This is a genomic window from Streptomyces sp. NPDC015125 (assembly GCF_043080045.1).
In the GTDB taxonomy this organism is placed as follows: domain Bacteria; phylum Actinomycetota; class Actinomycetes; order Streptomycetales; family Streptomycetaceae; genus Streptomyces.
The window spans coordinates 887,065-910,984 of sequence record NZ_JBIBVF010000002.1 but is presented as its reverse complement, the minus strand read 5'-3'; the positions used below and the strand labels follow the sequence as shown (position 1 = coordinate 910,984).

The following is a 23,920-nucleotide window of genomic DNA, read 5'->3' as shown; positions in this document are numbered from 1 at the left end:
GAGGTAGAGCGCTCCAGGGATGGAGATACCCAATTTACAGACCGGGTGGGCGCTTTTCCATGAACCCTGGGCGGATGATGAACTCATGGGCGTGATTGCGCCTCACGGAATTACATTGCCGGGTGTTCCATTTTTGTTCGGTTGCGCACGCCATGTGTGCCCTTCTTTGTGGCGGCCTCACTCCTGCTGGGGGGCGCCCCGCCTTCCCGCTCCCCTCACCCCCGTCCAACGATGACTGAATCGCCTCGCAGGGCAAGCGTGGCGAGGCCCCGCCCCCGCCGGGCCGGACCGGCAGGGCGGGGAGGCTTACGCCGAAGGCGGTCGTCGAGCGCCTGAGGAACTGGGGCGTCACCGCTCTGTTGCGCTGATCGCAGGGCAGGGCGCCTGCAGGGTACGCAGGGCGCCTGCGCTGACCGTACGGCGCCGGGGATGGGCTCGCCGCGCCGACGCCCCGGGCGAGTGCGAGCTTCATTCAGCAGCGGTCACGGTGGCCACTCCGGCGGGTTCCTGGCCGTCCTGGCTGTCCCGGCCGTCCTGGCCGTCTCGGCCGTCCCTGGCAGTGCTCGTCGGCCGCTGCGGTGCCCCGGTTTTCTTCGTGCGACGTGGCAGTGCACCCGCGGCCAGTGCTCCGAGCGCGGCGAGGGACGCGAGGACCAGCAGCGTGGTGCCCATGGCTGCGGTGAAGGCCTCGGGGGTCCGGTGCGGTCCGCCGACGGACGGCCCTTCGGCAGCCACAGTCGGCGTCATGAGGGTCATCAGCATGGTTGCCACGGCGACGCCCAGCGTCGGACCGGTGTTCATCGCGGTCTGCTGCAGTCCGCCGGCCACCCCGGCGTGCTCCACCGATGCCTGGTGCACGATGACAGCTGTCGCGGTGACCATCACCGTGCCGAACCCGGCGCCCAGCAGCAGGAATCCACCGCTGATGGCCGGTGCCGTCGATACCTGGTCGAGTTGGGACAGCACCAGGACGCCGAGGGTGAGGAGGACCATCGCCGTCACGGTCGTACGGCGGGCGCCGTACCGACGCTGAAGTACCGCAGCGGCCGGCGCCCCCAGCACCATCATCACGGCCAGGGGCAGCACCCGCAGAGCGCTCTGCAGCGGGTCCAGCGCAAGGACGTCCTGCAGGAAGTAGGTGCTGACGAACAGTGCACCGAACATGACGGCCGATGCGGAGAGCAGGACGGCCAAGGCCGCGGCGACGGGCGGCGAGCCCAGAAACCCAAGTGGTAGCAGGGGACTTGCGGCACGTCGCTCCTGACGGAGGAACGCGCCGCAGGCAGCCGCGGCCGCAACCGCTCCGGTCACCGTGACCACCGTCCAACCGCTATCCGGCAGAGCGACGAGGGTGTGCACCAGGCACAGCAACGTCACCGCGAGCAGGCAGGCCCCGGGGAGGTCGAGGCGGGCGGCGAGAGAGCGGTCCACGGCGCCGGCCGAGGGGGCCCGCGAAGGAGCCGGCATCGCCACCGGGACGCGTACGGCCAGAGCCAGTGCGCCGGTCGCGAGCGCGGGCAGCACCGTGAGGAAGAAGACGGCTCGCCAGCCCAGGTGGGCGACCAGCGCCCCGCCGATGACGGGGCCGGCGGCGGCCGACAACCCGATGGCGCTGGTGCGCAGGGCGATCGGCATGCCCAGTTGGTCGCGGGGGTACGTGGCACGCAGCATCCCCAAGGTGGCCGGTTGCAGCAGAGCGCCAAAGATGCCCTGGGCCACCCGCAGGCCGATCACCCAGCCGACGCCGGGCGCCAGACCGATTCCCGCCGACGTGAGGGCGAAGCCCAGGATCCCGATGGCGAAGAGCCGTTGGTGGCCGTACCGGTCACCGAGGCGGCCGGCGAAGACGAGCAGGCTCGCCACGGCGCCGAGGTAGCCGGTGCTGGTCCACTGGACCTGCACGAACGAAGCGTGCAAATCCCGTTGGAGGGTGGGTTGGGCAACGGTCAGCACGGTGCCGTCCAGGGCGACGAGCACGGCCCCGATGATGCTGCCGGCGAGAATGAGGCGCCGGTGGAGCAGCGCGGTCACCGGTCCGCCGACCCGAGGTGCGCGTCCAGGATGGCTCGGAGCAGCGGCTCGATATCGTCGCTTCCAGTGGCGAGTGGGAGGCTGCCCCACGCCCACAGCTGGGCCATGCCGTGCAGGTTCGCCCACAGGGCACCCGCGAGTACCGCCGGCTCGGTCCCGGCCCCGGGCAGTGCCCGGGCGACCAGATCGACGAGGAACCGGAAGAGCGGCAGGCTGGTCTCCCGCAGGCCGAGTTGGTTGCTCTCCAGCAGGTCGTGACGGAACATCAGCTCGAACATCCCGCGGTGGTCCAGTGCGAAGTCGAGGTAGCACCGGCCGAGCGTCATGAGCCGGGCGCGCGGGTCGGCCCGGTGGTCGCCCGCCACCTCGGTGATCTGCTGGGCCAGGTCGGCGAACCCCTCCCGCGCGATGGCCGACAGCAACGCCAGATGGGTCGGGAAGTAACGCCGTGGAGCGCCGTGCGACACCCCTGCGCGGCGGGCGATCTCCCGCAGCGTCAGCGCCTGCGTCCCTTCCTTGGCCACCAGGTCGACGCCGACCTCAATCAACCGGGCCCGCAGGCCCGCGTCTTGCTCGTTCATAGACACTGTCTACCAGAAGTGAGTAGACAGTGTCTACGCGCTCGTGTATCCCCGCGGCCGACGCCAGGAGCAGGTACCAGATCACCGGACCCGACGCCACGGTGTCGCACGGGCCGTGAGTGATGCACCAAGACGCGCCTGGCGTGAACAGGGCAAGACCGTAAGACCGTGACCATCCACCTGGCCGGACCGCACATCGCGGGAGCCTTCCTCAAGTCCGCCGGGATGGTCCCCAACGGAACCGGCTGGGTCATGTCGCAAAGTCAGCTTCCCTGCTGCATGGCCAACGGCCTCGCCCGGCTGTCCGGACAGGGCCGGCCCTCAAACCATTCCACCCGTGCTCGCCTCGTCCGATACGGTCGCGGGGTGGTTTTCACTGCCGGGAGCCCGTGAGGTTCGCGTGTGGCCACGGCCGACAAGCTCCGGGCCGACAAGTCCTACAGCTCCCGCGCCCACCGCGCTTACCTGCGCCGAAGCGACCTCGCCTGGACCATTCCCGAACCAGCGGACCAACAACAACACCGCAAGAGCCGCGGCCGCCGAGGTGGACGCCCTGCCGGGTTCAGCCCGGATGACTACCGAGCCCGGCCCGCCGTCGAAGCCGAATCAACCGACTCGATCACCACCGCGCCGTCGCCACCGGATACGGCAAACTCGCCGTCCGAGACGAAGCCATCCTCCCCATCGCCGTCATCAACGACGGGCTCCTGACCTCACTTTGAGACCGGCCCTAACCGACTAGCCCCAGGTCAGCGGGTCGAGATGGAGGTAGAAGCGCAGGCGGTCGTGGTCGAGGGCGATGCCGTACCTCTCGGCGAACGCCACGTCCGCGGCCCGCGCCCGCTCCTCGTTCGGCCACGTCTCCCGCGCGTTGGCGAGCAGCAGCGCAAGGTCTGCGTAACGGTCGGCCGGCCCGAGGCGGCCCAGGTCGATGAAGCCCGACACGTTCAGGCTCTCCGGGTCGAGGATGATGTTGGGCAGGCACAGATCCCCGTGGCAGACGACCGTGTCGGCGGCCTCCTGGTCCCGTCGCCGCGCAACCTGCGGGGCGAGGCGGGCCAGCAGCTCCGCGGCCGGCGTGTGCTGCTGCTCGACGGGGAGGAACTCCGGGTTCACCGCCTCGCGGCTCACGACGTCGCGCGCAGCGGCGACCATGGCGTCCAGGCCCCGGCGGAACGGGCACTCCCCCACGGGCACCTCGTGCAGCCGGCGAACGGCGTCCGCGATGCGTTCCCATGCGACTCGTAGATCCGCGGCGGACACCTGGTCGGCGGGCACGCCGGAGACAGCACTGGTCACCAGGCAGGCACCCGCGTTCCCGGAGTGCCAGTCGAGCACCCGGGGTCCCGGTACGCCCTGGTCGCCCAGCCATGCGACCCGGTTGCGCTCGGACTCCAGGTCGACCGCGTCCGCGGCGGGCACGCACTTGGCGTACCGGGCAGCATCCGCACTGCGAAAGACAACGGCTCCCGACTCGCCCGCGGTGACGGGCAACCAGTCGCCTTCGCCGCCACCTGCGCCGAGCAGCACCGGCGACACGGTCCGAGGTGCGGGATGCTCGCTCATAGCGGCCACTCTAGCCAGCCGGCGGTCGGGCGCCCCGGCTGAAGCCCCCGTACGGCGCACCCACCGCCGCGTCGCACGAGGCCGGCGGTGCTGGTGGGCCCGCGTGTTCACGTGTCGCGAGTTCCCCGGATCGACCGGCTCGTCCTGGTATCACCCGGCGGGCCGACCAAGTTGAGGTTGACCCCCACGGTGCTGACTGCCTCGGCCGCCTGGTTCCTCCGCCCCTCGCCGACGCACAGCGCCCGGCTCCTGCGCACCATGCTCGCGCCCGGCCGGCAGCCCCGCGAGGAACTGGTGCACGGGATGACGCTGGTCGCCCGGCACTCGCGCTCCAGCGGGGCGCCCGGTGCCGCTGCCCTGCCCGGCCGGGCAATGCCCCGCCTGGCTGTCACTGGAGAGCACGACGCCTTCCTCCCTCCGAGACGGCTCGGCCCGGCAGTGCACGCCGCCCTCGGCGCCGGCCGGGACGTGATCCCCGAGATCGGAGACCTTGTGGTCGAAGAGTGCCCCGGATAGCTGGCCACCCTGCTGAACATCCCGAGCCGGCCGGCCTCCGACGCCCCGGTGGGGTAGCCGACCTCCGAGTGCCGTGCCGTGCCGTTTCTACCGACCCTCCCGGACGGGTCCCACCCCAGAGGAGCACTCCTGTGCTCCCCAAGGCGCTGAGCGAAATTCAGTGGATGTATTACCCATCTCTGGTTTGAGGCGCTTCAGGGGAGGGGTGTAAGCTCCACGTAAAAGGTACATATGCGGCAAACCCGACTCGCCTGAGGCAACCGCCACGAAGCGGTTTGCGCCGGGGTAGCTCCCGAACCTCTGGTTCTCGCCTGCTGCGAAGCCTCACCTTCGGGTGGCGGGCCGCTAAATCCCCAGCACTAAGAAGGTGTGGACCCATGTCCACCAATCGATTGACGCGAGCCATCGCACTGACGGCAGGAGGACTCCTGCTGGCCGGCGGCGCAGCGGTCGCCACTGCCGGGACGGCTACCGCCGCCGCCCCGACACATGCACCATTCAGCTACTCCAGCCACGTCGACGGCCATGACTGGGGCGACCACTACGGCCACGGCTATGGCTACGGTTATGGCGATTACTACGACTACGGCGGCTACGACGGCTACGGCTTCGGCCCCACTGTCTTCGTCGTCTACTACGGCTGACGGCGGCCGCTGATGGCCGTCGACTCCTGACGGCCAAACCATGCAACCCCCTGGTGCCCGGGATACCCGATCCCGGGCACCCGCCATTTCGCCATTTCGCCAGGACAGCGCTCCGCCCGGGCGGCGGCGCACTGCCGCGTGGCCTGGACAACTGCGGCATCATCGCTACGGCGCAGTCATACACAGAATTTGCGTGACCGCGTGACCGCGTGACCGGGGCAGATGAGCACAGTTGGTGTGCGAGCCGGCACAGCGAGTTCTGCCGCCACGTGCGGCCGCCGGATGGGGGCCGCTGCACGTGGCCCGGCGCTAGCTGGCCGCCGAGGACGCGACGCAGCTTGGATGATCCGTTCGCGACCGGACCGCCCGCCCGCTCACCCGGTTCATCCATGACGAGAAGGAAGCACGGCGGGCTCGGGACACCGTGATCACCACCATCACCGTCACGCTGCGCTTGCACAGAGCACCGGCACGGCCCCGCGCCGCAGCGCGCGAGGCCGTGCCCGGTGGTGCCGCACCTGTGCGAACCGGCACGGTCGGACAATCCCGCAACCGCGGACGAGGACCCGTTCCGGATTCGCGAACTCCGGCGCCGGGGAGTGGACTTCGACACCCATGACTTGCAGGCCGGTCGGCCTTGGCCCGGCCGGGTGGGGCACCCAGCTCTTCCCCTCGCCACGGGCCACGCGATCCGACGCGAGGCCGCAGATCGCGGCCGTCTCCGGGGACTTGGTGCCCCTGACTCGGGCGCCGCCTCGGGCGCTGCCCCGAGCGCTGCCCCGGACGCCGAGCCAGGCGCCCGGGGCGGACGGCATCAGGTCACGAAGACCGGAGAAGGCCGGCCGAACGGTGTATCTGTCATGCACCTGTCATGCATAGGTGTAGAACTTGGTGTGGTCCAGCAAATCGGCCGGGGTGACGTCGTTCCACGGCTTCATCGTGTCGTGGAGGTCGACAACGTCGGGTGTGTTGCCGGTCGGCAGATACCCCGCCTTGGGATGCAGCCGTTGCCATTCGGCCCAGAGCTTGTCGATGAAACAGTGGTGCAGCCAGAAGACGGGGTCGTTGGGCGAGGCACCGGTGGTCATCTGCCCACCGACCCAGACGTGCACGCGGTTGTGCAGATTCGGGCCGCGCCAGCCCTCGATGTTGTTGCGGAAGCCCTCGGAGGAGCTGTTCCAGGGGGCGGCGTCGTAGACGGCCGTGGCGAGCACCCGGTCGACCTCGGCCCGGGTCGGCAGTTCGCGGACCCCGGTGCCGAGCGAGCGGCGCAGGAACGTCCGGCCGTCAACGCGTATGTTCATCGGCCATTTGCCGTTGCTGAAGGCAAACGGGCCCGAAGGCACCCGGCCGTCACCACTCCGCCCGTCGCCACCGAGGAAGTCGTCAGCCCACAGGGAGCTGCCGGGTGTGCGGTCGACGGTCCAGTCCCAGTAGGGAAGGGTGACCGACGGTGTGACGCTCTGCAGGGCCTGTTCGAACTGCAGCAGGAACCTGCGGTGCCAGGGGAGGAATGACGGGGACCGGTGGCCGGTTCGTTCTCCGTTGTCGGTGTCGCCGATGATGAAGGCGTTGTGGGTGCTGATGAACTCGTCGTAACGGCCGCTGCGCTTGAGCTCCAGCACCGCATCGACGAAGTTCCGCTTTTCGGTGGCGGTGAGGTCCGCCTGGTTCTTCCGGACTGCCATGTCGAGGACTCCTCGGTGGGGGGACGGTCGGGAGACAGGCCTCAGCCGGTGACGACTGGGACCAGATCGGCGCCCTGAAGTTCACGAACGGCGGCGCGGGCCAGGGCGCGTGGCGTGGTGAACGTCTCGTAGTGGTTCACCAGGCTGATCCAGGTACCGTCCGCGTTCCGCATCACATGGAGGTCGTCGTTGTCGATGCGGACGACGAAATCCATGCCGTCGTGCGGGTCGCCGGCCTGGCCGGCAGCGGTATCTGCATGATGTCCATGGCTCCTGTGACCCCCGTGACTTCCGTGGCTTCCGTTCTTCGGGGCTTGTTCGTCTGCCGGCCAGCCCTCGATGTGACGGCCCTGGTACATCTCGTCGAAGGGCTCCGGCATCTCGTGGCCCCCGGGGTTTCCCTTGCTCTCGTGGTTTCCGTCGCCCGATGAGTGTCCGTGAGGGCCGGTGGGGCGAGCGGCGGCGGTGTCGGCAAGGGCAACCGGCGCGGCGAGCGCCGCTCCGGCAAGGGCCGCGGCGCTACCGTGCAGCACCTGGCGTCGGGTGGGACGCGACATGTTCCACTCCTCTGTTCATCTCGGCTCCTCCTCTGTGGCGGGGCAGCAGAGGAGGGGGTCTTCCAGCCGGCGTGCCGAAGTTCGGCCCGCGCCGCCACATGCTGGCAGGGACGAACGGATCATCAAGTGGCACCGTCGGATCAGGCAACGAACGAGACAACACCCGGAAGGAGGTGCAGAGTTCAACGGCGGTGATCGTGCTCATGCCCCGGCGCACCGGCGTGCGGAACCGGATATTCCGCGCTGTGGAGCGCTGTCAGCCGCAGATCCTTTCCTCGCGCGGCCGAAACCGTGAGACGCCGCACGGCCGGAACTCGGCGCAAATGCACGGGCCTTGGAACGGGGGTGTTTGGGGCTTGTGCTTCGCATCAGGGGAGATGGGTGTGAGGAGCGTTGCCCGCCCGAACCGCTTGCCCCACATCCGGCGACAGTCGAGGACGCCGAGACCTCAAAGGCGAGGCGGTACCCGCGAGGAGTGGCACGGCGCGGCGTGGCAGGACCGTCGTGCGGCTGGACCGGGCACCGTCACCCGACCCTTCCCCGGGAGGCATCAGGCCCCACCGACTGCAGGTAGCCCGGTGCCCGCCAGGCGTCCAGTCGGTGCTGCACCGCGGCACCCAGCGACAGGAGTTTGGCATCCTGCTGATCACCGGCCATCAGGAGCAGGCCGACGGGCAGCTTGTTCACGAACCCGGCGGGCACCGACAACGACGGGTACCCGGCGACGGCCGCTGGGGTCGAGGACGGGATCACATCGTTGTCGCCGCGGGCACAGTCCGTCGTCCAGGCGGGCGGGTTCGTCGGCGCGGCGATGGCGTCCAGATGATGGGCGCTCAGGGTCTCGTCCAGAGAGCGCCGGGAAAGGTCCTTCAACTCGGTGCGCCTGGCGCGGTATGCGGGGTCGGTGGTGGGAGGCGCGACGAGGGCCCGCTCGAACAGCTCCTGACCGGCGAAGCAGGTCCGCTCTTCTGGGTGGGTACGGTGGAAATCGATGAGTGCCGCGAGGTTCTGAGGCCCACGGCGAGTGGCGAGGTAGGCGTTGATGTCCCGGTGAAACTCGCTGAACAGCGCCGGGAATTCAAGTTCGGCGAGACGCTGCTGATACGGAGGTGTCACCGCCACGACCTCGGCTCCCGCGGAACGCAGTTTCTCCGCCGTACGGGTCATCACAGCGTCCACTTCCGGCCCGAGCGAGGGCAGCCGCCACAGGCCGATCCGCTTGCCGTGCAGACTGCCGTGGTGCGTCGACTCACCGAGGAGATCGAGGGAGCCGGGGGAGCCGGGGGGCCTGACAGGGCCGAGGGTACCGAAGGGATTGTCGGGGAGCGAGGCGCCGCCAGGTAGCGAGGCGTCGCCACCGCTGAGGACCGAAAGGGTGAGCGCGGCGTCGGTCACATTGCGGGCCATGGGCCCCGCGGTGTCCTGTTCGGCGGAGATCGGCACCACGCCGGCCTGGCTGACCAGTCCTCGGCTGGGCTTATGGCCGACCACCCCGTTCATCCCGGCCGGGCACACGATGGAGCCATCCGTCTCGGTGCCGATCGCCACCTGTGCCAACGCTGCGGCGAGGGCGGCAGCCGAACCGGAGGAGGACCCGCATGGATTCCGGTCCAGGACATACGGGTTACGGGTCTGACCGCCCACCGCCGACCATCCCGATGTCGGCTTCGCCGCCCGGAAGTTCGCCCATTCGGACAGGTTGGTCTTGCCGAGGATCACTGCCCCCGCGTCCCGCAGCCGAGTGACCAGTAGGGCATCGGTGTCCGGCGGGATCCCGGCCAGCGCCGACGACCCAGCCGTTGTCGGCATGTCGCGGGTGTTCACGTTGTCCTTGAGCAGGACGGGGATGCCATCCAGCGGGCCGCGAGTGTCGCCGTGCCGGTGCCGGGCGTCACTGGCGGCAGCCTGGCGCAGGGCCGTCGGGTCGGTGCGCAGCACGGCGTGGATCACGGGGTTGATGGTTTTTATCCGCCGCAGGTAGGCGGTCGTCAGCGCTGACGGGGTGAGCGAACCGTCCGCCATGCGGCTCTGCAGCTCCGGGATCGTCACCGTGTCGAGATCGACTCCCAGCCTCGGGGAGGCGCCGGTCGACGGCGGCGCACTGCCGACGCCGGCTTCGGTGACTGTCGCGCGCGGATTCGGCGCGCCCGTCAAACCCGTCTTGCCCGTCCACCCCGTCCACCCCGTCCACCCCGTCCACCCCGTCAGAAGGGACCCTGTCGCCAGGGTGGCGGCCAGTGTGGCAACAACACTCCTCTTCCGCATGAGGGTTAGCGCACTACATCCCGGCGTCCGGCACAAGGGTGCCGCAGCATGCCCGCACGCCGTGCCGCATCACCCCACGGCCTGCCGCCCACCGCCTGCCACCCGTGCACCCGTGCCCCTCCCCATGGGTGCTCATGCGGTTGCGGTCCTTTCCGGAGGGAGGCTCGGGCGGGCCTTCACACGACGTGGTCGGCCCTCATGCCGTCGATCTCGGCTGCGCCGTAACCCAGTTCGGTGAGGATCGAATCAGTGTGCTCGCCGACGGCGGGGACGGCACCCATGCACGGAGTGGCACCGGCGAGATCCACCGGCGGCAGAAGCGCCGACACGACATCTCCCCCGGGAATCCGTACGTCCCGCCAGCGGTCCCGGGCGCTGAGCACGGGGTGCGCCAGGAACCCTTCGATGTCGTTGACCCCGGCGTTGGCGATACCCGCCTTGTCCAGCAGCTGCATCGCCTCTGCGCTGTCCGACCTCCTGAATCGCTCGGCAACGATCGTGTTCAGTTCTTCGCGGTGGGCCACGCGGTCGGAGCCGGTGAGGAAGCGCGGATCCTCGACGAGGTCGGGGCGCTCCAGGAACTGCTCACACAGTGCGGCCCATTCGCGCTCGTTCTGGATCGAGAACAGGACATCCTTGCCGTCCGCTGCGGTGTAGGCGCCGTAGGGAGCGATGGTGGCGTGCTGGGTGCCGACCCGCGGGGGCTGGGTGCCGCCATAGGAGGTGTAGTAGGCGGGCTGGCTCATCCACTCGGCGAGCGCCTCGAACAACGAGACCTCCACGGAGCGGGCGACGCCTTTGACCGCGCGTGTGAACAATGCGGTGAGGATGCCCGAGTAGGCGTACATACCGGCGGCGATATCGGCTATCGACACGCCCACCCGGGCGGACTCCTGGGCGCTGCCGGTCAGGGAGACCAGGCCCGTCTGGCACTGCACGAGCAGGTCGTACGCCTTGCGGTCGGCCCATGGCCCGGTGGATCCGTAGCCGGAAAGGGAGCACGAGATCAGTGACGGGAAGCGCTCGGCCAGGGCCTTCGCGCCCAGGCCCATCCTGGCCGCCGCGCCGGGAGCCAGGTTCTGCACGAAGACGTCCGCTTCGGCGAGCAGGCGCTCCAGGACGTCCCGTCCCCGGTCCGACTTGAGGTCGAGCGTCACGGATTCCTTCGACCGGTTGAGCCATACAAAATAGCTCGACTCACCCTTGACCGTGGTGTCGTACCGGCGGGCGAAGTCGCCCCCTCCCGTGCGCTCCACCTTGATGACCCGGGCACCGAGATCGGCCAGCTGGCGGGTGGCGAAGGGGGCTGCCACCGCCTGCTCGATACTGACGACGGTGATGCCGGAAAGCGGCAGGTCTTCGGTGCGTTCGGTCATGCGGTGACCTCCAGGGCAGGGCCGGTGACTTCCAGGGCCGGCCGGGTATGTGACGCACAACGCTTCGGCGTACGGTGCGGGTTCCAGTGCCCCGGCCCGGCTCGCGGACATCCCGGCCCGTACACGGCTCTCGGCGACCCGGGCGCGGCCCCCGCATGCCCGGCGCGGACGCCTGGTGGCCCGTAATGAGCACGACGTCTGGGACGCACTAGCCCGGATCAGCGCGTCCACACTGATCCTGCACGGCCCCAGGACCGGCTCCCCCCGCCGGACAACGCCCCCTGCTCGCGGCTCGCATCCCTCACACCAAGACACACATCTTCCCGGTGCCCGGCCCGCCTACTTCGAGGCCGGCACGCCTACTTCGAAGAACGCCGTCACAAGACCGGCCCCTGGTCGTGTCGTCCTCGGCAACGCGGATTGCTCCCCCTCCCCCTCCCCGTCCCCCTCCCCCGTCCCCCGTCCCCCGTCACGCGCTGGTCGGCACGCCGGCGTTGACGAGGATCTCGCGCGCCGACAGGGCGGTGCTCTGCGCAGCGGTCAAACCGGAGGCCGCCAGGTGGGCGTCCACGATCCGCAGTCCAGCCGCGTACCCGGCGAAGTCCGGCAGTCCCACGGGCCGCTGCCCCATGAGTCGCGCGGTGGCGTCACCGAAAACGTACGCGGGAAGGTTCTGCATCCCGGCCACGTCGATCCCGGCAGTGATCTTTTCGTAGGCGTCGTCCAGTTCGGTGCCGGTCAGGCCCTTCGACCACGGGCCCATGGCCTGCTCGCCGGCCAGCTCCCGCACGAACGCCTCGGCCAGTCCCTCGGCAACCACCTGTTCGCCCACTGTGACGGCGCTCGGATCCCAGGCCACATTCGCATAGCGCACGTTGTGGTGGAGCTCGTGTGCGGTGGCGTAGCCGATCTTCTTCAGGCTCGTGTCGGTGGGCCACATCGTCAGGTGGATCGCGCCCGGGATGCCGCCCATGCCGAGGTAGCCGGCACTGCGGACGGTGAGGTGGTCGTCGTCGGGATCGCCGAGCACCACGACGACGTGCACGGTCTCTGCGTGCTTGATGCCGGGCACCGCACCGTTGAGTCGCGCCCAGGCGGCGGCGAGGGAGTCCTCGACCCGAGTCCACACCCCCGCGTCCTGCATCCGGCGCAGGGCGGGCAGGTAGCGTGGGTCGTCGCGGTCGGTTCGGAAGCCGCAGCCCAGCTGGTGCAGCTGGACCAGGTTCATATCACCCACCGTGGACATCACGCTCTGGAGCGGGTGGAGTATTTCCCGCAGGGCGTCGGGCCGCTCCTCCAAGAGCCGCCGCAGGAGAGCGAGCATGGCGGACGCCGTGTCGGGCACGATTGTCTTCATGGCTCGGGACCGTAGGGCCTCACGTTGCGTAAACGTCAAGCACGCATGCTGACGGGACTTTTGCGCCTCCTGAGGCCACGCGCCGTGGCGTGCGGCGCGCAGAGGTGTTCGACGGAGCGATGCCCCGGCCCGGCTAGCCGAACCGGGGCCGATGATGGTCCGTGTCCGCGGATTCTGCGGCTACCTCAGCGAAGGGGAGTGGACCGATCCGGGCCGATGGGCTGAACTTCGGTGTGCGCCATCAGCCGTACGGGGTCGTGGTCGCCGTCCTGGCATTCGGCCCACTCCCAGTAGTGGGAGCCAGGGCCGGTCTGGGCGTAGCCCAAGCGTGCGAGCGCCTGCCCGCGTGCGGTGAGAGTCGGCACGTACGGGCCGGGAAGCTCCGTGGAGGGCCACTCGTCGGCGGGCACGCCGTAGAGGACCACAGCGATCTCCCAGCCTGCATCGCCGGGCGGCCGGGTCAGCTGTGCCCGGGTGAGGTGGCCGTGGGCGGTCGGCTCCGGTTGCGGGCCGGGCAGTTCGACCTGCGGGTCGGGGACCTCGGCCTGCGGGCCAACGGGATCGGTCTGCGGGACGGGAAATTCGGCAGTCACGAGTTCTCCTCACTTCAGGCGGCAGCGGTCACGACCGACGACCCCGGTACCGACCCACGACACCGGCGGCACCCACGACACCGGCGTCACCGGCGACGACCAAGACACCCGGTGACGGCAGGCGGCACCAGCCTGCGCACCACATGTTCCACGTGTTCCACGAGTTCCGCGGAAGACGGACCGGGGCTCGGGAGGTCACGGCACACCACGTGGCACGGTAGGTCACGGCGCGCGATATGGCGCCGTCCGTGGGGCCTCGGCGGTGCTCATGGAGCTCACCTCATTCGTGTCATTCGTGACGTCGCTGCGTTGCGGGCGGGGAGCGTGCCCGCCATGCGAGCGGCGAACCCCGAACCACCCGATCAGCCCACCCCTTCCCTGTCAGTGGCTGCGGCTGTAGCTGTGGCCGTGGGCGGTGTTCTCTGCGCTTACCCAGCGCACCGGCCACGAAAGGGATTCACCCCCACGAATCCTCGTAGCGCCCTTCGCACATGGCCCGCGAGAGTGGGCGAAGTCGCAGGTAGAAGCACATGGCAAGCATCAGCCGAGCCGATCGTCCCGAGCCGCTGCCATCCCTGGTTTGGCCTCTCTCTGGATGCTTGCCCGTGTGACGTTCTGTTACCTGGGTAGGGCAGGGGGCGAGCCGGGACGGTGTTGCGGCGGCGGTCAACCTCGCGGACCGTCCCGGCCCGATAGTGCACAGAGAAAGGAACCGACCGTCATGAAGAACATCTGGGCGTACCCGGCAGACATTGGCTACCAGGGGCAGGAGCCGTTGACGGGGTTCACCGTGGAGACCCCTGACGGGACGTTGGGGCAAGTGGAACGTCAGCTGAACGAGCCGGGCAGGCAGCATCTCATCGTCGACACCAGCGTGTGGGTCTTCGGCAAGAGCCTCCTGGTCCCCGCCGGCATCGTTCACACCGTCGACACAGCCGCCAAAACGGTAACGGTCACCCATGCCAGGGACGAGATCAAGGCCGCGCCCCGCTTTGCCTTTGACAGCCAGACCACCGAAGCCGGCTACCTCACCGAAGTCGGCAGGTACTACGCCGGGCTCGGACAGCCCGCCGCTCTGTGAGGAACGAGAGAGAAACCGGGACCCCCACTGCCCGCACGGGGCGTCAAGCCGGGTTCCCGGGCGAGTGAAGCCGTCAGCGGCCTCGGTTCGGTGGTCAGCCGCAGCCGCGTGCACGGCGGGGCGGTGATCCCGAAGAAGCGCCGCATCAACGCCGCACCCCTTCAGCACCCGCTGGCGCTGCGGGCGTATGTGCCGTCACGGCAGGCTTTCGGCCGTGACGGCACATACGCCGACTCACAGCAAGTTGACTCATCTCGGTCTCCCCCACGATCGCCACCCGCCGAAAAATTCCCCGGGGTTGGGGCCACTTGCAGAAGCATCAAGCTTCAAGCATCAGGCGTTCAGCCCCGCGGCGTTGACGCAACGGATCGCGGACAGCGGGTGACGGCCATCGCTTGCAGGTGCCGCACCTCTCCGCGCCCGCGGTTCTTCACCATGAACCGCTTGACCGCACGAGCGAAACTGCACGAGCGACACTGCACGGGCGACACTGCACGGGCGACACTGCACGGGCGAACGGCATGAGCGAATGCCGGCCGGTTCACTTTGCAGCGACGGCCCCTGTGCACCGAATTTCTCGGCATGCATAGCCTCCTCACCATTTTCCGCAACGAGTGACGGGGAAGTTTGCCCGGGCGATATCGCATGCATCATGCGTTCCGTTCCGTTCCGTTCCGTGCATTTCGTTCCATTGCATATCCGGGCCCACTGTGCACCAAGTTATTGCCCGTAAATCCGTAAAGCACCTCGCCACTTCCGAGAAAAGGCGGATCAGATCCTTTTGAGGAGTCGTGGCGTGGTCGTACGTGCGGGGCGTACGTGCGGGGCGAAGGGGCGGCGCCCAGTTACCTCCATTCGGGTGAACCGATCCCCTTGCAGGCGCACAAGCCCCCAGTCGGGAAGGGGCTCGCATCCAGGTTTCCAGTAGGTGGCCTATATGAGAAAGGTTTTCCAAAATGTCCCCAACCGATTCCCACGCTAGCATCGAACAAAGGTTGTGCTGTCTGACCGTCTCCAGTGTCGAGCGCAGGCGATAAGCGGGACTGACTTCCCGCTGGCGGCCCCGCCGTCCGTGCCGACACCTCACCCACCGCTCGGTTCGCCCCCTCGGGCCGGCGCCGGAACAAGCAAAGGCGCCCGGCGCCAGGGCACTGAACAACGGCGGCCGGAACTTCCCGAGGGAGCTCACATGGCGGGAAAGTCGTTTGAAGCGTTGCCCCCTGATCTGGGGGAATCCCCCACGGACCGGGCCGGGGTTGCCACCCCGGACGCCGGTATCGAGAGGGTTCTCGCTGCGGTGCTGGCTGACGTCGTGCGCGTCGCTCAGGTATCGGTCGACAGCCACTTCTTCGACGAACTGGGCGCCGATTCGATGGTGATGGCGCAGTTCTGCGCCCGGGTCAGGAAGCATGCGGACCTGCCCTCGGTATCGATGAAGGACGTCTACCGGAACCCGACGATCCGGAGCCTGGCGACGGCGCTCATGGCCTCTGCGCCCGCGGCCCCCGCCACCCCCGCCGCCCGCACCGAATCACCGGCACCCGCGCCGGTGGCGGTGGCGGTGGCTCCGACGGGCACACCGCAGTACGTCCTGTGCGGAGCGCTGCAACTGCTGGCTTTCCTCGGCTACTCCTACCTCGTCGCATACGTCGCCGCCCGGGGCTACGCGTGGATCTCCGCCGGATCCGGCGTGTTCGACGCGTACCTGCGCTCGGTGCTGTTCGGCGGGGCGAGCTTTGTCTGTCTGTCCGCCCTTCCGGTCCTGCTGAAGTGGATACTCGTCGGCCGGTGGAAGCCTCGGCAGATCCGCGTCTGGAGTCTGACGTATGTCCGCTTCTGGATGGTCAAGACGCTGATCCGCTCCGATCCGCTGGTCCTGTTCGCCGGGTCTCCGCTCTATGCGCTCTACCTCAAGGCACTGGGTGCGAGGATCGGGCGGGGTGTCGTGATTCTCTCCAGGAACGTCCCCGTGTGCACGGACCTGCTCGCGGTGGGCGACGGCGCACTGATACGCAAGGACTCGTTCTTCACCGGCTATCGGGCCCACGCCGGCCTGATCCAGACCGGCACGGTCACCCTGGGGAAGAACGCGGTCGTCAGTGAGTCCACCGTGCTCGACATCGATACCTCGCTGGGCGACGCGGCCCAGCTCGGCCACGCCTCCTCGCTGCACAGCGGACAGGCAGTGCCCGACGGCGAGCACTGGCACGGGTCACCGGCGCAGCGGACCGATGTGGACTACCAGGTGGTGGGTGCGGCCGACTGCGGTTCCACGAGAAGGCTGCTCCACAGCGTCCTGCAACTGCTGACGGTGCTGCTGGTGTACGTGCCGCTGGCGATCGGCGCCGTGGGCATCCTGCTCGCCGCGGCCCCGCAGCTCGCCGCGGCCCTGGAGCCAGGCCCCGCGGCCCTGACGAGCTGGACGTTCTACGGTGACGCCCTGGCGTTCTCGCTGGTCGTCTTCTTCGGTGCCCTCCCCCTCGGTCTCCTCCTGTTGACCACGGTCCCCCGCCTGCTGAACCGGACCATCACACCGGGCAAGGTCTATCCCCTGTACGGCTTCCACTACGGGGTACACCGGGCGATCACCTTCATGACCAACAGGAGGTCGCTGATGCGTCTGTTCGGCGACAGCTCCTGCATCGTCCACTACCTGCGGTGCCTGGGGTACGACATGTCGCGGATCGAGCAGACCGGGTCGAACTTCGGCACGGAGGTGAAGCACGAGACCCCGTACCTGAGTTCCGTCGGCAGCGGCACGATGGTCGCCGACGGACTGTCGATCAACAACGCGGACTTTTCGAGCACCTCGTTCCGCGTCTCCCGGACGTCGATCGGAGCACACAACTTCCTCGGGAACCGGATCGCCTACCCCTCGCGGGGCAGGACGGGCGACAACTGCCTGCTCGCCACGAAGGTCATGGTCCCCATCGACGGGAAGATCCGGGAAGGTGTCGGGCTTCTGGGCTCGCCCAGCTTCGAGATTCCGCGGTCGGTCCAGCGCGACAGCAGCTTCGACGGGCTGAAGAGCGACGAGCAGCTACGCCGTCGCCTGCCCGCCAAGAACCGGCACAACGCCGCCACCATGGCGTGGTACCTGCTGGTCCGGTGGATCTACTTCTTCCTGGTCACTCTGCTCGTCTCGGCCGCCGCCGATCTCTACGCCGCTTTCGGTGCGGCGGCGATCGCGCTGGCCGACGTGCTCGTCGTGCTGTTCACCGCCGTGTACTACGTGCTGATCGAACGTGCCGTCACGGCCTGCTATCCCACGGGACCGCTGTTCTGCTCGATCTACGACCTCCGCTTCTGGCGGCGCGAACGCTACTGGAAGGTGCCGTCGGAGACGTACTTGCGGATATTCGACGGCACCCCGTTCAAGAGCGTGATCTGGCGGATGCTGGGTGTCCGGATCGGCAGCAGGGTCTTCGACGACGGCTGCTATCTGACCGAGCGGACGATGGTCACCATCGGGGACGGCTGCACGCTCAACACGGGGAGCGTCGTCCAGTGCCACTCGCAGGAGGACGGCACCTTCAAGTCCGACCGCAGCACGATCGGTTCCGGCTGCACGCTCGGGGTCGGCGCCTTCGTGCACTACGGCGTGACGATCGGCGACGGCGCAGTGCTCGCGCCCGACTCGTTCCTCATGAAGGGCGAGGTCCTCCCGCACCACGCGTGGTGGGGAGGAAATCCGGCCCGGCAGATCCGCCGGGGCGACGGCGGGGAATGGAGGTAGCTCCGATGGCAACGCCTCTGACGAACGACGTGGCTGTCCGGCGCGACGAGCCCGCCACCGGCGGCTTCGCCACGGTCCCGCGGTGGACCCGCACCCCGGTTCCGGGCACCGCAGCACACGAGTCGGTGATACCCGAGAACCTGCTGCCGACGCTGGGACGGTTGGCACAGGAGTGGGACGTGACGCTGCACTCGGTGCTGTTGGCCGCGCATGCCAAGGTACTCGGCGCGCTGACCGGTGAGCAGACGGTCGCGACCGGCTACATCGCCGTGGCGGGCGGCAATCCGTTGACCTGCCGGCTGACGACCGCGGCCGAGTCGTGGCGGACGCTGGTGCGCGACACGCATCGGGTCGCGTCTCACCTGCCGGCGCACCAGGGCGTTCCGGCCGACGGCCCCGGCGGAGTGCCGGACCGGCCCGTTCCGTCGCCCGAGACGGTGTTCGATCCGACCGGTGGCGGTGGAACGGCCGAGGGCACCGTGCTACGGGTGGCGGTGGTGTGCCAGGAGGGCCGGCGCCTGCTGCGGCTGCACTACCGGACCGACGTGCTCGACGAGGCGTGTGCCGCCAGAATCGCCGGCTACCACCTCACCGCGCTCGCGCTGATCGCCGCCGATCCGGATGCGGCGCACGGGCGGCAGAGTCTGCTGTCCGCAGAGGAACTCCACCTCCAGCTCGAAGGGCTCGCCGGACCGCGGCGGGCGCTGCCGGACCGCCGGTTCCACGAACTGTTCGAGCAGCGGGTGCGGGCGCACCCGGACACCGTCGCGGCCGTGCACGGCGACCGGCAATGGACCTACCACGAGCTCAACATCCGCGCCAACCGTCTGGCCCACGCTCTGCTGGCAAGAGGACTGCGCCGGGAAGACGTTGTCGCGGTGGTGACCGAACGCAATCTGGACTGGCTGACCGCCGTCCTCGCGGTCTTCAAGGCCGGGGGCGCGTACCTGCCCGTCGAGCCGCACTTCCCCGCCGACCGCATGGCCACCATGCTCTCCCGTGCCTCGTGCGGGCTGGTGCTGACCGAACCCGGCAGCACCGCTCCCCTCGACCGGGCCCTGGAGTCGCTGCCCGGGATCCAGCGGCTGTTCATCGACGCGGCCTGCGAGGAGAGCCGCGACGACGGCGACCCCTGCGTCCCCGTCGCCCCGGACGACCTCGCCTACGTCATCTTCACCTCCGGCTCCACCGGCGAGCCCAAGGGCGCGATGTGTGAGCACGAGGGGATGCTCAACCACCTGTACGCCAAGATCGACGACTTGGGGATCACCGAGGGACAGGTCGTCGCCCAGACCGCGCCGCAGTGCTTCGACATCTCCCTGTGGCAACTGCTCTCCGCGCTGCTGGCCGGCGGGCGGACCCTGCTGGTGGGGCAGGAGGCCGTCCTGGACGTCCGGCGGTTCCTCGACACGATCGTGGGCGGCAGGGTCAACGTGCTCCAGGTGGTGCCTTCCTACCTCGACGTCGTGCTGTCCTTCCTGGAACAGCACCCCCGTGAACTCCCCTCCCTGCGCTGCGTGTCGGTGACGGGCGAGGCGCTGAAGAGGGAGCTCGTCCACCGCTGGTTCGCGGCCGGGCCCCGGATCGGTCTGGTCAATGCCTACGGCTTGACCGAGACCTGCGACGACACCAACCACGAGGTCATGGACCGGGTGCCGGACGGCGAGCGGATCCCGCTCGGCCGCCCCGTCAGCAATGTGCACATCTACCTCGTCGACGAGTACCTGTCACCGGTGCCGCTCGGCGCCCCCGGTGAGATCGTCTTCTCCGGAGTCTGCGTCGGCCGCGGGTACGTCAACGACCCCGAGCGCACCCGGCTGGCATTCATGGCGGATCCGCACCGCACGGGCAGCCGGCTCTACCGGTCCGGCGACTACGGCCGGTGGTCACCGGAAGGAAAGCTGGAGTTCCTCGGCCGCCAGGACACCCAGGTCAAGATCCGCGGCTTCCGGATCGAGATGGGCGAGATCGAGAACGCCCTGCTCGGGGTGCCCGGAATCCGCGACGGTGCCGTCGTGGTCTCCCCACGAGGCGGCCACGGTCAGCGGCTGGTGGCCTTCTACTCCGGTCTGCGCCCGCTGGATGCCGCCGCACTGCAGGAACAGCTGAGCCGGTCACTGCCCGCGTACATGGTTCCGTCGGCCTTCCACTGGCGGCAGAGCCTTCCGCTGACGGCCAACGGAAAGACCGACAAGAAGGCGCTGGCCGCACTCGCCGAGGAGAGCGGCGCCACCGAGGAGAGCGGCACCCAGGACGGCCGTCGTCCGCCCGGCACACCGGCCGAAGAGCGGCTCGCCGCCGCATGGGCCGAGGTTCTGGGCATCCCGAAGAACCGGATCGGAGGTCGGGACAACTTCTTCGACCTCGGCGGCACCTCGCTGTCGGCCGTACGCGTCGCGATCTGCCTGGATCGTGTGGTCTCGCCCAAGGACCTCCTGCAGCACCCGGTACTCGCCGACCTGGCCCGGCTGGTCGAGGGCCGCTCCACGGCCGGCTCCGATCCGCCGCGGACGCTGCCGGGGTCCGGGCGGGGCAACGCGCTGCAGGACCACCACACGGTGCAGGACCACAACACGGTGCAGGGCACCGGCCGGCTGCCCGCCGACGCAGAGCGAAAGGACACCACGATGGCACCCTCACTCCCGACCTCGCTGCCGGACCTGGAGTCGGCATCCGGCCGGACTCCGATGCTGCAGCTCGACACCACTGCCGACGCGGCGAGCTGGGCGGCCGAGCACCGGGACGCGGTGCGCGCCGCCGTCCTCGAACACGGTGCGGTCCTCGTCCGTGGCCTGGAGCTCCAGCACGCCGCCGAGGTCGGCGCGGTACTGCAGCGGCTGGACCTCCTTCCGGTGACGGAGAAGGAATCCTTCGCCCCCCGGCAGACCTACTCCGAAGGCGTCTACTCCTCCTCCAAGTGGCCGCCGAACCAGCCGATGTGCATGCACCACGAGTTGAGCTACACGCTCGAATTCCCCGGCCTGATGCTGTTCGCGTGCCTCGGCGCACCCACCGAGGGCGGGGCAACCGGTGTCGCGGACTCCACGGCGGTGCTCGACGCGCTGCCGCCCGAGCTGACCGAGCGGTTCGAGCGGGAGGGCTGGCTGCTCACCCGCAGCTACCACGACGAGATCGGGGCCTCCTTGTCGGAGTCGTTCGGCACCGACGACCGGAGCGCCATCGAGAGTTACTGCCGCTCCCACGCGATCCAGTTCGCGTGGCAGCCTGACGGCGGACTGCGCACACGACAGCGCCGCAGCGCCGTGGTGCGCCACCCGGTCAGCGGGCGACGCTGCTGGTTCAACCAGATCGCGTTCCTCAACGAGTGGACGATGGCCCCCGAGGTCCGGGAGTACCTGATCGACGAGTACGGCGCCGACGGGCTGCCGTTCAACACCCGCTACGGCAATGGCGACCCCCTCACCGAGGACACCGTCCAGTTGCTCAACAAGGTCTACGAGGCCCACACCGTGCGCCGGCCCTGGCAGGCCGGTGACCTGCTCCTCGTCGACAACGTCCGTACCGCGCACAGCAGGGAACCCTTCGAGGGACCGCGAGAGGTGGTGGTGGCGATGGCCGATCCGCTGCGCCTGGCCGACTGCTCACCGACCGTCGAGGTGACCACCTCGTGAACACCATCCGCTCCAGTGCAACGGAGTCCGCCATGACCAAACCGCCGCTCACCGTGCCCCCGTTCGCGGTGATCTCAGGAGTGCAGGTCCAGACCGCCCTGCAAGGACGCGAGAAGCACATCGTGGAGGTGGTCGAGGACACCTACCGGCTGCACGGTGCCGGTGCCTCGGTGAACCCTCCGTCCTCCTTCCTCCGTTTCCCCGACCGCCGCTCCTCGCGGATGATCGCGCTGCCCGCCTCGATCGGCGGAGAGGCGCAGGTGGACGGGCTGAAGTGGATCTCCAGCTTCCCGGAGAACGTGGCGTCCGGCATTCCCCGGGCCTCTGCCGTGCTGATCCTCAACGACCCCGCCACCGGCTACCCGTTCGCCTGCCTCGAAAGCTCGATCATCAGCGCCACCCGCACTGCCGCATCGGCGGCGTCGGCGGCCGACTGGCTCAGCCGCGGCCGCCCGCGCCCGATGCGCGTCGGATTCTTCGGGGCGGGCCTGATCGCCCGCTACATCCACACCTTCCTGGAAGGCACCGGCTGGTCGTTCGACGAGATCGGCGTGCACGACCTGTCCGCCGACAGTGCGGCCGGCTTCCGCCTGTACCTGGAGCAGACCGGCACCGCCGGCCGGATCACCGTGCACCCCAGCGCCGAGGAACTGATCCGTCTCAGCGATCTGGTGGTCTTCGCCACCGTCGCCGGTGAGCCGCACGTCCACGACCCCTCGTGGTTCGCACACCACCCCGTGGTCCTGCACGTGTCGTTGCGCGACCTCGCTCCGCAGATCCTGCTGGCCTCGACCAATATCGTCGACGACGTCGAGCACTGCCTCACCGCCGACACCTCGCCGCATCTGGCCGAACAGCTCACGGGCAACCGGGACTTCCTGCACGGCACGTTGGACGACGTGATGAACGGGCGGGTGACGGTGCCGGCGGACCGGCCCGCGGTCTTCTCACCGTTCGGCCTCGGCGTGCTCGATCTCGCGGTCGGAAAGTACGTCTACGACGAGGTGGTCCGCTCCGGCCAACTGCAGGTCGTCGACAACTTCTTCCATGAACTGCGCCGGTACGGATGAGACCGGCACCGGCGCAATGAGGAGTCCGCCGCACTAGTCGGATGGACATTCCGAAGGTGCTCTGCCTCCAGAGGAGGGACCCATCATGCCAGTCATATCTGTTCCCTACGCCTTCAACGAGGAAGAACTCTACGTCGACCTCGAGGCGATCTTCGGGCAGTCCCTGTTCCTCAAGTGCGAGGGCCTCAACTTCGCCGGCTCGATCAAGCTGAAGGCCGCGACCGAGATGGTGGAGGCGGCCGAGCGGGAGGGCGTCCTGACTCCCGAATCGGTCCTGGTCGAGTCCTCGTCCGGAAACCTCGGCGTGGCGCTGAGCATGATCGCGGCGAGCAAGGGCTACAGGTTTCTGTGCGTGACGGACTCCCGCTGCAATCTGTCGACCAGGCTGATGATGGAGGCCTTGGGGAGTCAGGTGCACGTCGTCGCCGACGACGGGGCCGGCGGCGGCCTGCTCGGCGCACGGCTCGACTACGTCCGGGACCTGTGCGCCTCCGACGGCCGTTGGGTGTGGCTCAGCCAGTACACCAATCCGGGTAACTGGCAGGCGCACTACCGCACGACGGCACCGGCGATCGCCCGCTGGTTCCCGCATCTGGATGTGCTGTTCATCGGGGCAGGCACCACCGGAACCCTGATGGGCTGTGCGCGCTACTTCCGGCAGTGGCACCGGCCGGTGCAGATCGTCGCGGTGGACAGCGTCGGCTCGGTGACCTTCGGCGGTGCACCGGGACGCCGTATGATCCCCGGCCTGGGCATGAGCGTCCCTCCCCCGCTGCTCGACGAGTCCTTTGTGGACGAGGCGGTACGCGTGCCGGAGGCGGACACCGTCCGTGCCTGCCACCAACTGGCCCGACACGGTTTCCTCTTCGGCGGCTCGACCGGCACGGTCGTCAGCGGCGCGATGGACTGGCTGTCCCGGCACGACACGCGGGGGCTCACCGCGGTGGCCATCGCCCCGGACCTCGGCGAGCGCTACCTCGACACCATCTACCAGGCCAACTGGGTACAGGACCTGTACGGCGAGGACATGCTCGACTCCGACGGTGCCTCCGGCGGAGCGGCCTCGGCCCATTCTCCGGAGATCCGCCCCGCACCGCCGAGGCGCGCAGAAGACCCGTATCCGCGCCACCAGCGCAAGGAGCAGGCGGGCGACATCTAGGCCCGGCCCGCGCACTCCGGATGGGTCCGGGCCCGTGCGCTCCGGAAGCCGGCCGCGGTAGCCGGCTT

Annotated in this window: 16 protein-coding genes and 1 pseudogene; 8 read left to right on the top strand and 9 right to left on the bottom strand. The window is 69.1% G+C overall.

From position 1 onward, the window contains the following. Positions 1-468 precede the first annotated feature (468 nt). The 3 genes from ACF088_RS09510 to ACF088_RS09500 all read right to left on the bottom strand — a co-directional run bounded on the left by ACF088_RS09510 (position 469) and on the right by ACF088_RS09500 (position 4,178). Positions 469-2,031, bottom strand: a complete 1,563-nt coding sequence (locus ACF088_RS09510; RefSeq protein ID WP_392374836.1) for an MFS transporter — start codon at positions 2,029-2,031, stop codon at positions 469-471. After that, a complete protein-coding gene (locus tag ACF088_RS09505; RefSeq protein WP_392374834.1) occupies positions 2,028-2,612 on the bottom strand; it encodes a TetR/AcrR family transcriptional regulator in 585 nt (194 codons plus the stop codon). Before ACF088_RS09505 ends, ACF088_RS09510 begins: the two co-directional genes overlap by 4 nt. Positions 2,613-3,350: 738 nt before the next feature. After that, a complete protein-coding gene (locus tag ACF088_RS09500; protein ID WP_392374833.1) occupies positions 3,351-4,178 on the bottom strand; it encodes an APH(3'') family aminoglycoside O-phosphotransferase in 828 nt (275 codons plus the stop codon). A gap of 189 nt (positions 4,179-4,367) precedes the next feature. Between ACF088_RS09500 and ACF088_RS09495 the strand changes: the two genes are divergently transcribed. Both ACF088_RS09495 and ACF088_RS09490 read left to right on the top strand, forming a co-directional pair. After that, positions 4,368-4,694, top strand: coding sequence for a hypothetical protein (locus ACF088_RS09495; protein WP_392374832.1), 327 nt, complete (start codon positions 4,368-4,370; stop codon positions 4,692-4,694). 377 nt (positions 4,695-5,071) lie between these two features. Beyond that, positions 5,072-5,338 (top strand): hypothetical protein, encoded by a 267-nt coding sequence (locus tag ACF088_RS09490; protein ID WP_392374830.1) that lies wholly within the window; start codon positions 5,072-5,074, stop codon positions 5,336-5,338. Between the two features lie 869 nt (positions 5,339-6,207). Here the strand turns inward: ACF088_RS09490 and ACF088_RS09485 are convergent. The 6 genes from ACF088_RS09485 to ACF088_RS09460 all read right to left on the bottom strand — a co-directional run bounded on the left by ACF088_RS09485 (position 6,208) and on the right by ACF088_RS09460 (position 13,174). Further along, entirely contained in the window at positions 6,208-7,026 is an 819-nt protein-coding gene (locus ACF088_RS09485) for a tyrosinase family protein (RefSeq protein WP_392374828.1), read from the bottom strand. A 41-nt stretch (positions 7,027-7,067) separates the two neighbouring features. Further along, entirely contained in the window at positions 7,068-7,583 is a 516-nt protein-coding gene (locus ACF088_RS09480) for a tyrosinase family oxidase copper chaperone (protein WP_392374826.1), read from the bottom strand. 525 nt (positions 7,584-8,108) lie between these two features. Further along, positions 8,109-9,848, bottom strand: a complete 1,740-nt coding sequence (locus tag ACF088_RS09475) for an amidase family protein (protein WP_392374825.1) — start codon at positions 9,846-9,848, stop codon at positions 8,109-8,111. 176 nt (positions 9,849-10,024) lie between these two features. Next, positions 10,025-11,224 (bottom strand): CaiB/BaiF CoA transferase family protein, encoded by a 1,200-nt coding sequence (locus ACF088_RS09470; RefSeq protein WP_392374824.1) that lies wholly within the window; start codon positions 11,222-11,224, stop codon positions 10,025-10,027. A 469-nt stretch (positions 11,225-11,693) separates the two neighbouring features. Further along, the gene (locus tag ACF088_RS09465; protein WP_392374823.1) at positions 11,694-12,581 is read right to left on the bottom strand and encodes a DUF2268 domain-containing protein; all 888 of its coding nucleotides are present in this window, start codon (positions 12,579-12,581) and stop codon (positions 11,694-11,696) included. 185 nt (positions 12,582-12,766) lie between these two features. Continuing rightward, positions 12,767-13,174 (bottom strand): DUF6303 family protein, encoded by a 408-nt coding sequence (locus ACF088_RS09460; RefSeq protein WP_392374822.1) that lies wholly within the window; start codon positions 13,172-13,174, stop codon positions 12,767-12,769. A gap of 721 nt (positions 13,175-13,895) precedes the next feature. Here ACF088_RS09460 and ACF088_RS09455 point away from each other — a divergent pair. The 6 genes and pseudogenes from ACF088_RS09455 to sbnA all read left to right on the top strand — a co-directional run bounded on the left by ACF088_RS09455 (position 13,896) and on the right by sbnA (position 23,852). Then, positions 13,896-14,255, top strand: a complete 360-nt coding sequence (locus ACF088_RS09455) for a PRC-barrel domain containing protein (RefSeq protein WP_392374821.1) — start codon at positions 13,896-13,898, stop codon at positions 14,253-14,255. Positions 14,256-15,444: 1,189 nt separating this feature from the next. Further along, positions 15,445-17,991, top strand: coding sequence for a Pls/PosA family non-ribosomal peptide synthetase (locus ACF088_RS09450; protein ID WP_392374820.1), 2,547 nt, complete (start codon positions 15,445-15,447; stop codon positions 17,989-17,991). After that, positions 17,982-20,453, top strand: a pseudogene (locus tag ACF088_RS09445) (amino acid adenylation domain-containing protein); the annotation flags it as partial. The gene ACF088_RS09450 and the pseudogene ACF088_RS09445, both read left to right, overlap by 10 nt. A gap of 165 nt (positions 20,454-20,618) precedes the next feature. Further along, on the top strand, positions 20,619-21,623 hold the full coding sequence (locus ACF088_RS09440) for a TauD/TfdA family dioxygenase (protein ID WP_392375010.1): 1,005 nt from the start codon (positions 20,619-20,621) through the stop codon (positions 21,621-21,623). 32 nt (positions 21,624-21,655) lie between these two features. After that, positions 21,656-22,693, top strand: a complete 1,038-nt coding sequence (sbnB, locus tag ACF088_RS09435) for a 2,3-diaminopropionate biosynthesis protein SbnB (protein ID WP_392374819.1) — start codon at positions 21,656-21,658, stop codon at positions 22,691-22,693. 85 nt (positions 22,694-22,778) lie between these two features. After that, positions 22,779-23,852: a 2,3-diaminopropionate biosynthesis protein SbnA gene (gene sbnA, locus ACF088_RS09430; RefSeq protein ID WP_392374818.1), complete on the top strand. Its 1,074-nt coding sequence runs from the start codon at positions 22,779-22,781 to the stop codon at positions 23,850-23,852. Positions 23,853-23,920 lie beyond the last annotated feature (68 nt).

Coding starts and splice junctions, on each gene's coding strand:
- ACF088_RS09500 (WP_392374833.1), bottom strand. CDS start 4,178: ATGAGCGAGCATCCCGCACCTCGGACCGTGTCGCCGGTGCTGCTCGGC.
- ACF088_RS09480 (WP_392374826.1), bottom strand. CDS start 7,583: ATGTCGCGTCCCACCCGACGCCAGGTGCTGCACGGTAGCGCCGCGGCC.
- ACF088_RS09505 (WP_392374834.1), bottom strand. CDS start 2,612: ATGAACGAGCAAGACGCGGGCCTGCGGGCCCGGTTGATTGAGGTCGGC.
- ACF088_RS09455 (WP_392374821.1), top strand. CDS start 13,896: ATGAAGAACATCTGGGCGTACCCGGCAGACATTGGCTACCAGGGGCAG.
- ACF088_RS09475 (WP_392374825.1), bottom strand. CDS start 9,848: ATGCGGAAGAGGAGTGTTGTTGCCACACTGGCCGCCACCCTGGCGACA.
- sbnA (WP_392374818.1), top strand. CDS start 22,779: ATGCCAGTCATATCTGTTCCCTACGCCTTCAACGAGGAAGAACTCTAC.
- ACF088_RS09440 (WP_392375010.1), top strand. CDS start 20,619: ATGGCACCCTCACTCCCGACCTCGCTGCCGGACCTGGAGTCGGCATCC.
- ACF088_RS09450 (WP_392374820.1), top strand. CDS start 15,445: ATGGCGGGAAAGTCGTTTGAAGCGTTGCCCCCTGATCTGGGGGAATCC.
- ACF088_RS09485 (WP_392374828.1), bottom strand. CDS start 7,026: ATGGCAGTCCGGAAGAACCAGGCGGACCTCACCGCCACCGAAAAGCGG.
- ACF088_RS09465 (WP_392374823.1), bottom strand. CDS start 12,581: ATGAAGACAATCGTGCCCGACACGGCGTCCGCCATGCTCGCTCTCCTG.
- sbnB (WP_392374819.1), top strand. CDS start 21,656: ATGACCAAACCGCCGCTCACCGTGCCCCCGTTCGCGGTGATCTCAGGA.
- ACF088_RS09490 (WP_392374830.1), top strand. CDS start 5,072: ATGTCCACCAATCGATTGACGCGAGCCATCGCACTGACGGCAGGAGGA.
- ACF088_RS09470 (WP_392374824.1), bottom strand. CDS start 11,224: ATGACCGAACGCACCGAAGACCTGCCGCTTTCCGGCATCACCGTCGTC.